The sequence below is a fragment of the Pantoea sp. 1.19 genome (genome assembly GCF_001922585.1).
Lineage (GTDB): Bacteria > Pseudomonadota > Gammaproteobacteria > Enterobacterales > Enterobacteriaceae > 1-19.
Genome location: NZ_MRBS01000021.1, coordinates 1 through 7,535 on the forward strand (window position 1 = coordinate 1; position 7,535 = coordinate 7,535).

The window sequence follows — 7,535 nt, forward strand, 5'->3', positions numbered from 1 at the left end:
ATGTTGTCCATGCGGGAGGCGATATCTCAACTGGAAAATGCCCTGAGCATTGCCAGAAGTTTGTCTGATGCTGCAGAAACGGCGCAGGCGCTACCCGCCGATATTCAAAGCCAGGTGAAGTTGACTGATGCCCTCAAAGATCTGGTACAGCCAGGAATGGTGTTGAATGCACCTGAAGGCGTGAGCATCACCAGCCCACAGGCGGTTCGCATGGCGTCGGGTAGTGCCAGCGTTGGGATTATGTCACAACAAAATACTGACATCAGCGCGCTTAAGCGTTTTACCGTGGCGGCGGGAGAAGCGGTGAGCATGCTGGCCAGAAAGGCCGGAATGAAACTGTTTGCCGCAAAGGGAAAAGTTGAAATCCAGGCGCAGGATGATGCGCTTGATGCGATAGCCAAAAAGGACGTGACCGTAACCAGTACGGAAGGTCGGGTTGAAATTACGGCTGCAACAGATGTTGTGCTGAAAAACCTGGACGGTTCGTTCATCCAGTTGCAGGGTAAAGATATTATTCTGGGCTGTGAAGGTAATATCCTGTTGAAATGTGCCAATGCGCAGAAAATGGGTAGTGTAAGCATGAGTAGTGTTATGCCGCAGTTTCCATCTGGATATAGTGGGAAATTTACGGCATCGTCCGATGCAGGAGTTCCAGTTGCCGCTGCGGCATACATGTTGACATCGAGCAATGGGCAGAAATTATTTGGTAGAACAGACGAGAGCGGTGAAACAGTCCCAGTTTACTCATCAAACCCGAATGAGTCTTTTGAACTTGAAATGATTCAAAGTGATTATTGGTACGATAGTGAGAATATTGTGGACAGAGTACATTGCTCATCATTTTTAGATATGTCATCCCTGGGCGATGGTTGTCAATGCAGTGATTGTGAGGGAAGTAAAAGTGCGTGATATTACTTTTAAGTTTAAATTTTTTTTATGTATGTTGCTGACTCCATTTTTTTCTTTTGCAAGTGGCACATGGAGTGCTAAATCAGCACAAATGCAATGTGGCTCAGCTTTGGTAAAGGTCAGTGCTGAATGCCAGGTCAATAAAAAAAAATCAACGGAGAATATATGCAGGAATTACTACCTGGAAATAAAAAAAGGCATGAAAAATAAAGAGTTTCCTTTGCCATATATCCCGAGAAGTCAAAAGGCTCTCTTGGAAAAACAGGGGTATTCCTTCAATAATGTAGTTAGGCCTGGTGATTGGGCTCCCTCCACAATGAAATGCTATGATAATGAAAATATTGTGATCGGGTATCATCTTGGGCTGGATGAAGAGGAGAGCGTAAAGGGTTCATTGTTGTCCTATATTGATGCCCCATTTATTGATCTTTCAGGGGGGTTTATTACAGGCAACAAGCTTTCTGAGCTTAGATCTCGAGAAATGAAAAACCCATATAACAACACAAACATAGACTTTATTAGCAATCGCTGAGGTATGGTATGTATGATTTATATGAGTATTTAAATGCCAAAAAAGGAAAGAAATATTTTGAAGATCAGATTAAACCGTTTTCTTTAATCTCACTCTATCCGGATATAGATACATCCCGAAAGCTAAGAGGTAACAGTCGTACAATAGGAGATGCTGATAAAGATGTTCAGAATGCTATCATAGATATGATAATTACCATAGCTGTCCGCTATGGATTAAGCTATAAAGAAATATCATATATATTATTAACCACTAAGGTTGAGTCTGGATTTAACCCCGATGCGGCAGCGGGGACTACGAGTGCAGCTGGTTTAGCACAAGGGACAGTTGGTTTTATCAAAGATGCATTGACTAAATCAGAAGACATTCTTGGTTTTCAACTAGATCTTCGTAATGAAGAAGTTTTTGACGCTGAAAAAGGATGCTATGCGATAATCTATTCCTTTTTACTTAACAAATCGAAGGTGATGGAGAACTACACATCAGATCAAAGTGAATATTGGGAATGGCTTTATTTGTTGCATCATGATGGTGCCTATAGTTTAGGGAAATATCTCGATGGTACACGTGAGAAAAGTGCAGATGGTAAGAAGTGGGCGCTTTACATAACGAAGCATTTATCAGTTGTGGAAGGGTTACTAAAAAATACTGAAGTTAATACTAAATTTAAACTGTCTACGGGAAATAACACAGCATTTAAAAACAAAAATTATATTGCTGCAATCTCTCCATTCCCAAGTGTAACATGCCCAAATTTAGTGTCAGACTATAATAAATCTCTAGTTTTTATCAAAGGTGTGACTGATGCAAACGGGATGACTGAATCATTCAATGCCATCGCAGGTTCAGAAATTGTGTTTACTATTCTTGCTGATAATTATAAAGAATTAGCTAAAGCAACTGGTGTGCAAGATACTGATAAAAAGCATATAACTCTAACTTATACCGTTAAGAAAGGTGACACTTTATCGGCAATAGCTAAGAATCATGGCGTATCAGTTGAGAAGTTAGCAAGAATCAATAAGATTCATAACGTAAACATGTTACGCGTTGGCGCTAAATTGAAAATACCTGATAGTAATAAAAATCATGGGTATGTTAGTCGTTATGTTTCTGAGCAAACCAAAAAAGATATTCTTAAAAGCATTGGGGTTGAAAATGCTAATGCTAAAGCAGCTATAGAATATTCAAGAAGTCATATTGTGTTGCCTAAAGGAAGTAAGTCTGCGGACTCCGAAAAGCAAAAAAATTTAATTCATATTAAAACTACGACGACGGATAAGTCTGTTGCTAATAGAAGTAAAAATGAACCAGAGAAGCATCATACTACTTCGGAAGGGAAAGTAAAAAAAATATCTATAGTTAATGACTTTGAACCGATGGTGGATTTTTCAAAAGATATTCCTCTCAGCTTAAAAAATCTGGTAAGCAATCATTCTCTTGATGTTATAAAAGGGATAATGAAATCCGCAGGTGTCCATAGGATTATGATCACCAGTACGTTGCGCACCGCAGAAAAACAAGTTGATGCAATGTATATAAACATGAAAAACAAGGGTATACAATCCCAACTTGATTATTATGCTGTAGCGGGACGGGAGGTTGTACATGCAGCTATTGCTGTGGGCGGCATAGATAAAAGTAAGGAGAGTCAGGTTAAAAAAGCCATGATTGATAAAGTCAAATCTTTACAAAAAGATGGGCGTCTTGTTTCAAAACATTGTGTTTCGCTTGAATCGTATGCTCAGAGAAATGTATTTGATATAAGTAAAAATTTATTGCCTGCCGCTTTACAGCGGGCTTTTGATCAGGCTATAAAAAAATATGCAAAAGATAATCCAAGGAAAATTAAATATATCAGTCCATTTGAAAATCGTGGTGAGCCGGCATTCCATGTGGAGATTGTACAATGAAAAAAATATTTTTTTTTATTGCTGTTATTCCTTTTTTTGCGTTTTGCAATACTATTAAGGTAAAAGATGGTCTGTATTATGGATATTGGATTTATAAAGATCATGGCGCTATGAAAGAGTATGGTGTTTTAGCTAACGAACCCAGAAAGGTTTTGGGTAAATATATCCTAAGTCCTGTCTCTAAGTTTACAGATGATAATGAGATATATGTTAAAGTTAAAGGTGGTATTCCGACCTTATATTTTTATCAGAAAAGTGTTGCGTCTGATTTGAATACGGTTGGATGGGCTGGTGCTAGATTTTCTGAGGAGAATATGGTTATTTCTTCAATCACTATTCGAATGGTCACAGAGGCTACTACAGAAAATATATTTGTTGGTGAGAAAATCCCAGGGAAAAAGATAAAGTTTGAAAAGGATGAGTTGGTCCCATTGTCATTAATAGATGAGAATAGTTTTAACGTAAACTGCAATAAATACTTGGATGTTAATGCTTATAGAGAGAATGGTCTTCCTTATTATTCTGAGCCTGACCCTGAAGGGAGAAAGGGAGTGGAAATAGGCTACCCTACAACGATTTTCGCAGTCGGTGAACTTGGAATTTGTTCTGCATTTCTCGATGGTGATATTGCTCCTCAAATTAAAAACGGATGGATTCAGTTCCGCCGCCTCAATTAAAACGTTCAAACTGATTCGTTAGGTGTGATATTCCCAAAGGATTTGTACTGCTAGGAGATAAAAATACTCACGGTGGTGAGATAATATCTTCATCTTCGACCATGATTGTGAACGGAAAGAAAGTGGCTCTTGTTGGCTATGAGATTAATTGCCCTGTTGAAGGGCATGGTTTCAATGCCATTATAGAAGGATCAGCAGAATGGATCTCTGATGGGAAGCCTGTTGTTGTGGATGGCTGCGAATGTGAATGTGGCTGCCATGTTATCTCGAGTGCGCCGGATTGTTCAGTAGGATAAATTATGAGCTGGGAGCGTCAGAAAGCCACAATTGCTGCAGAACCTGATGAGCCTTCACTGGTCATCTGGCTGATTGCAGGCCTTGTTGCTGTTATTGCTGGAGTGTTGCTCTTTGTACTTTACGCTAATCAGTTTCTGGGTGAATTGCAAAATTTTAACCTCTGGATTGTTGCCGGAGGCCCTCTTTTTATCTGGTTCGTAATGATTTGTATTCGCGGCTGGATGTATAATCACGCAATGGATCTTCATCAGTTTGAATCCGATGAGGCAGACTATGCACAGCAGCAATGGACTTCATGGGCCGGGCGTTATTTGGTGGTTCTGTATAGCCGGGTTATCCTGCCTGATGAATTGACACCATTAACATTTCTGCAGGCCCCTAAAGATCTCGAGCAGAGTAGCTCTCTTTCACGGGAAATAACATTACCTGCTGGCGAGGATGCTTTTTAAGCATTGATTGGGGGCCTGGACATATCAGAATTACAGCGCTTATCAGACCTTCCTTTCCACGCAACCTTACTGACTGAATCACACGATTCTGATGAGAAATTGCAGAGAGAATTTTCAGGCTGCTGGCTCCAGTTAGTTGGAATGGCCTATCCCGTACCGCTACTGACGATTCTTAAAGGCCAGGCCTTCGATTGGGTGGATGAACGTCTTAAATCTCCGATTCTGGATGTTGAGCTTTTGTTGATTCACCAGACTCAGGGAGGGAATGAGTACAGTGATTCGCTCTCGGCTTTAATGCTGACCTCTGATGATGTAGTAACGAAGTATCAGCTAAACCATCACGCTCGCCTACTTCGGCCTATGCTGCTTGAATCAACCCAAATGCTGAGTGAAGAGCTCGATACCTTTTTCTCAACCCAGTCACAGGCTATCGCCACGCGTGCAATTGTGGGCGACAGCATAGAGTGGGTGGATGATTTTTCCACTCTTCTTATCAGTGCAAAACAATATGAAGGCAGCTGGAAACCCCAGCAGTGCCATTGGCTGGAGAAATATGCCGGACTTAGCGATCCTCTCTCACCGTGGATTATTGCCGCCGTCGTTAGTGATATAGCCGTGCTCACAAAAGAAGATTGCCTGATGCTTTCGGGTGACAAAGAGCAGCGATTTGTAAATACCTGTAACTACAGGAAATCTGATGAATGGCGAAGAATAACTCAGTGTGGCGTGATAACTGGGGACGCATCAGTATTACTAAGCTGATTGCTGCCGCGATCGGACTGGCCATCTGGAAAAGGGCGATGCGTTCGGACTGACCAGTAATGGCCTTAAACTGTTGGTATTTGTGGCGGTGATAATCCTCCTGCTACTTATCCGTCATGGCAAAACTATTATCCTTGCGATTAAACAACAGTGGTCGTGTTTTCAGGCGAAGCGAAGGAATGTTCTGCCGCCTGCCTGCTGCCGGACACCGGCGCGCGCAACGTCGACAGCTTGCTCAACCAGCAAATCCTGCCGGTGCTGAGTCAGCAGCTGCTGACTTACATGGCGGCGAAGCCGAAGCCACGCTCCCTGAGGCTGGGATGGGATGAGGAAGAGGGGGTAGTGCTGGCGTTTGATGAGGCGCGCGGAGGCTGAAATGCAGATTTGCATGATGGATTACGGCAACCTGTCGGCGGATGGCAAAACGGCGTACCTGAAATGCTACGGCATCGGGACGTTTGAAGTGTTGTCGGGGATCGAGCGCTATATCAATAATCCTGACTGCGCCGACCATGAGAAGGCGGCTATTCCACCCGGTACATACTGGGTGACCGACAGGCCTGCCGGCAGTCTGTATAACCGTGTCAGGGCAGAGGTGATTGATGCATGGCATGGTTACCGAAATCATCATTCTGAGTGGTTTGCCCTGTTCAGCGATAAAACCAAAAAAGATAGCATGAATGTGAATGGTCTCAACCGCACGGGCTTTCGTCTTCATCCCCTGAACAGCGATGGTACTGGCGTTTCCTGGGGCTGTATCACCCTGAGACGTTACAGCGATTTTCAGCATCTGCGCCGCCTGTTGTTGAAGCGGGAGACCTTTCCGGTGCCTGGCGGGAATGGCCTGATGGCCTGGGCGCGTATTGATGTACGCGGTACCCCTGATTTCAGCCAGTGCGAGGCAGAGGTCAGGGAAAAGGAAGACGCTGACAAGCGCCGTGCACAACAGGCCCTGAAGAAACGCACGGAGAGCGCAGAATGAAAATCCTGCTCGTACTGGTCCTGGCGTTGCTCGGATCGTTCTTCCTTCCCGATGGCAACCTTACCGATTTTGTCATTAACCATCTTCCGGTGCCGGGTGACGGCGAAGAGGGGATGGATAACCTGGCGATGACGGTCATCCTGATAAAAGCCCTGCTCAGCGGTGCCGGGGCATACCTCCTGCTGACCCTGATCCACTGGCTGCGCAACCGCCCGAATAAATAGTTCATTTTCTTCTCTGGACCGATGCTGGCCCGCGCCAGCCCTGACGGAATAAAGAAATACACAATGGAGTCCACGCCATGAGCCTGACGGATACCCTGAACACGATGGTGGCCACCGTCACCGGAAAAGCCCTGAACCGCTACCGCCTCGATGTCCCTTCCTGCACGGCCGATATCGACGTGGAGGACTTTAGCGGTTCAGAAGCGATGAGCGAGCTTTACTGCTACACCATCAACTTCACCAGTGCCGACAAGAACATGGATGCCCGCCAGATGCTGAGCAAGCCGGCGACCCTGACCATGGGCGCGGGCAATTTGCTTTCCCTGACGGAGCGTAAAGTTGTTCACGGGGTGGTGACGCATTTCGAGCGTACCGGTGGCTCCGCGGATGAAGCGCAGTACTGCATTGTACTGGAACCGTTCCTGGCATTACTGGGGAATCAGTTCCGCACCCACCGCTTTTTCGTCAATAAGTCGGTACCGGACGTCGTCGCCGAAGTATTGCAGGAGCATGGGCTGAAGGGCTGGGAGTATGCGTTCACCCTTAAAGCCGACTATCCGAAGCGCGAGCAGATTAACCAGTATCAGGAAAGTGACCTGGCGTTTATCGAACGCCTGCTGGCGGAGGTGGGGATTTTTTACTTCTTTACCCTGCAGCCCGACACCCAGACCGAAGTGGTGCACTTCGCGGACAGGCAGAGCGCCTGGGCGTTTGGAAAAACCCTGCCGCTCAGCAGCCCGTCGGGGATGAGTGACAATGCGGTCGACTCGGTGTGGGACGTCAGCGTCCG

At 44.9% G+C, this 7,535-nt stretch carries 10 protein-coding genes and 1 pseudogene; all 11 read left to right on the forward strand.

Translation table 11 applies throughout. From position 1 onward, the window contains the following. A partial coding sequence (locus BS626_RS17720; protein ID WP_139308872.1) for a DUF2345 domain-containing protein occupies positions 1-909 on the forward strand: 909 nt, incomplete at its 5' end. Next, positions 902-1,441, forward strand: a complete 540-nt coding sequence (locus BS626_RS17725) for a hypothetical protein (protein ID WP_075183678.1) — start codon at positions 902-904, stop codon at positions 1,439-1,441. The genes BS626_RS17720 and BS626_RS17725, both read left to right, overlap by 8 nt. A gap of 8 nt (positions 1,442-1,449) precedes the next feature. Beyond that, positions 1,450-3,354: a LysM peptidoglycan-binding domain-containing protein gene (locus BS626_RS17730; protein WP_075183679.1), complete on the forward strand. Its 1,905-nt coding sequence runs from the start codon at positions 1,450-1,452 to the stop codon at positions 3,352-3,354. After that, complete coding sequence (locus BS626_RS17735) at positions 3,351-4,031, forward strand: hypothetical protein (protein ID WP_075183680.1); 681 nt, start codon at positions 3,351-3,353, stop codon at positions 4,029-4,031. The genes BS626_RS17730 and BS626_RS17735 overlap by 4 nt, the downstream gene beginning before the upstream one ends. Before the next feature lie 29 nt (positions 4,032-4,060). After that, complete coding sequence (locus tag BS626_RS17740) at positions 4,061-4,327, forward strand: PAAR domain-containing protein (RefSeq protein ID WP_075183681.1); 267 nt, start codon at positions 4,061-4,063, stop codon at positions 4,325-4,327. A gap of 3 nt (positions 4,328-4,330) precedes the next feature. Continuing rightward, positions 4,331-4,777, forward strand: coding sequence for a hypothetical protein (locus BS626_RS19115; RefSeq protein ID WP_371328513.1), 447 nt, complete (start codon positions 4,331-4,333; stop codon positions 4,775-4,777). 3 nt (positions 4,778-4,780) lie between these two features. Continuing rightward, complete coding sequence (locus tag BS626_RS19120; RefSeq protein ID WP_371328514.1) at positions 4,781-5,539, forward strand: hypothetical protein; 759 nt, start codon at positions 4,781-4,783, stop codon at positions 5,537-5,539. 183 nt (positions 5,540-5,722) lie between these two features. Next, positions 5,723-5,914, forward strand: a pseudogene (locus BS626_RS17755) (hypothetical protein); the annotation flags it as partial. A 1-nt stretch (position 5,915) separates the two neighbouring features. After that, complete coding sequence (locus BS626_RS17760; protein WP_075183682.1) at positions 5,916-6,521, forward strand: DUF2778 domain-containing protein; 606 nt, start codon at positions 5,916-5,918, stop codon at positions 6,519-6,521. Continuing rightward, positions 6,518-6,745 (forward strand): hypothetical protein, encoded by a 228-nt coding sequence (locus BS626_RS17765; protein ID WP_075183683.1) that lies wholly within the window; start codon positions 6,518-6,520, stop codon positions 6,743-6,745. The genes BS626_RS17760 and BS626_RS17765 overlap by 4 nt, the downstream gene beginning before the upstream one ends. Positions 6,746-6,822: 77 nt before the next feature. Beyond that, a partial coding sequence (locus tag BS626_RS17770; RefSeq protein ID WP_139308873.1) for a type VI secretion system Vgr family protein occupies positions 6,823-7,535 on the forward strand: 713 nt, incomplete at its 3' end.

Excerpts from the sequence above, each read along its gene's own strand:
- BS626_RS17730 (WP_075183679.1), top strand. The coding sequence starts at position 1,450 with ATGTATGATTTATATGAGTATTTAAATGCCAAAAAAGGAAAGAAATAT.
- BS626_RS17735 (WP_075183680.1), top strand. The coding sequence starts at position 3,351 with ATGAAAAAAATATTTTTTTTTATTGCTGTTATTCCTTTTTTTGCGTTT.
- BS626_RS19115 (WP_371328513.1), top strand. The coding sequence starts at position 4,331 with ATGAGCTGGGAGCGTCAGAAAGCCACAATTGCTGCAGAACCTGATGAG.
- BS626_RS17760 (WP_075183682.1), top strand. The coding sequence starts at position 5,916 with ATGCAGATTTGCATGATGGATTACGGCAACCTGTCGGCGGATGGCAAA.
- BS626_RS17765 (WP_075183683.1), top strand. The coding sequence starts at position 6,518 with ATGAAAATCCTGCTCGTACTGGTCCTGGCGTTGCTCGGATCGTTCTTC.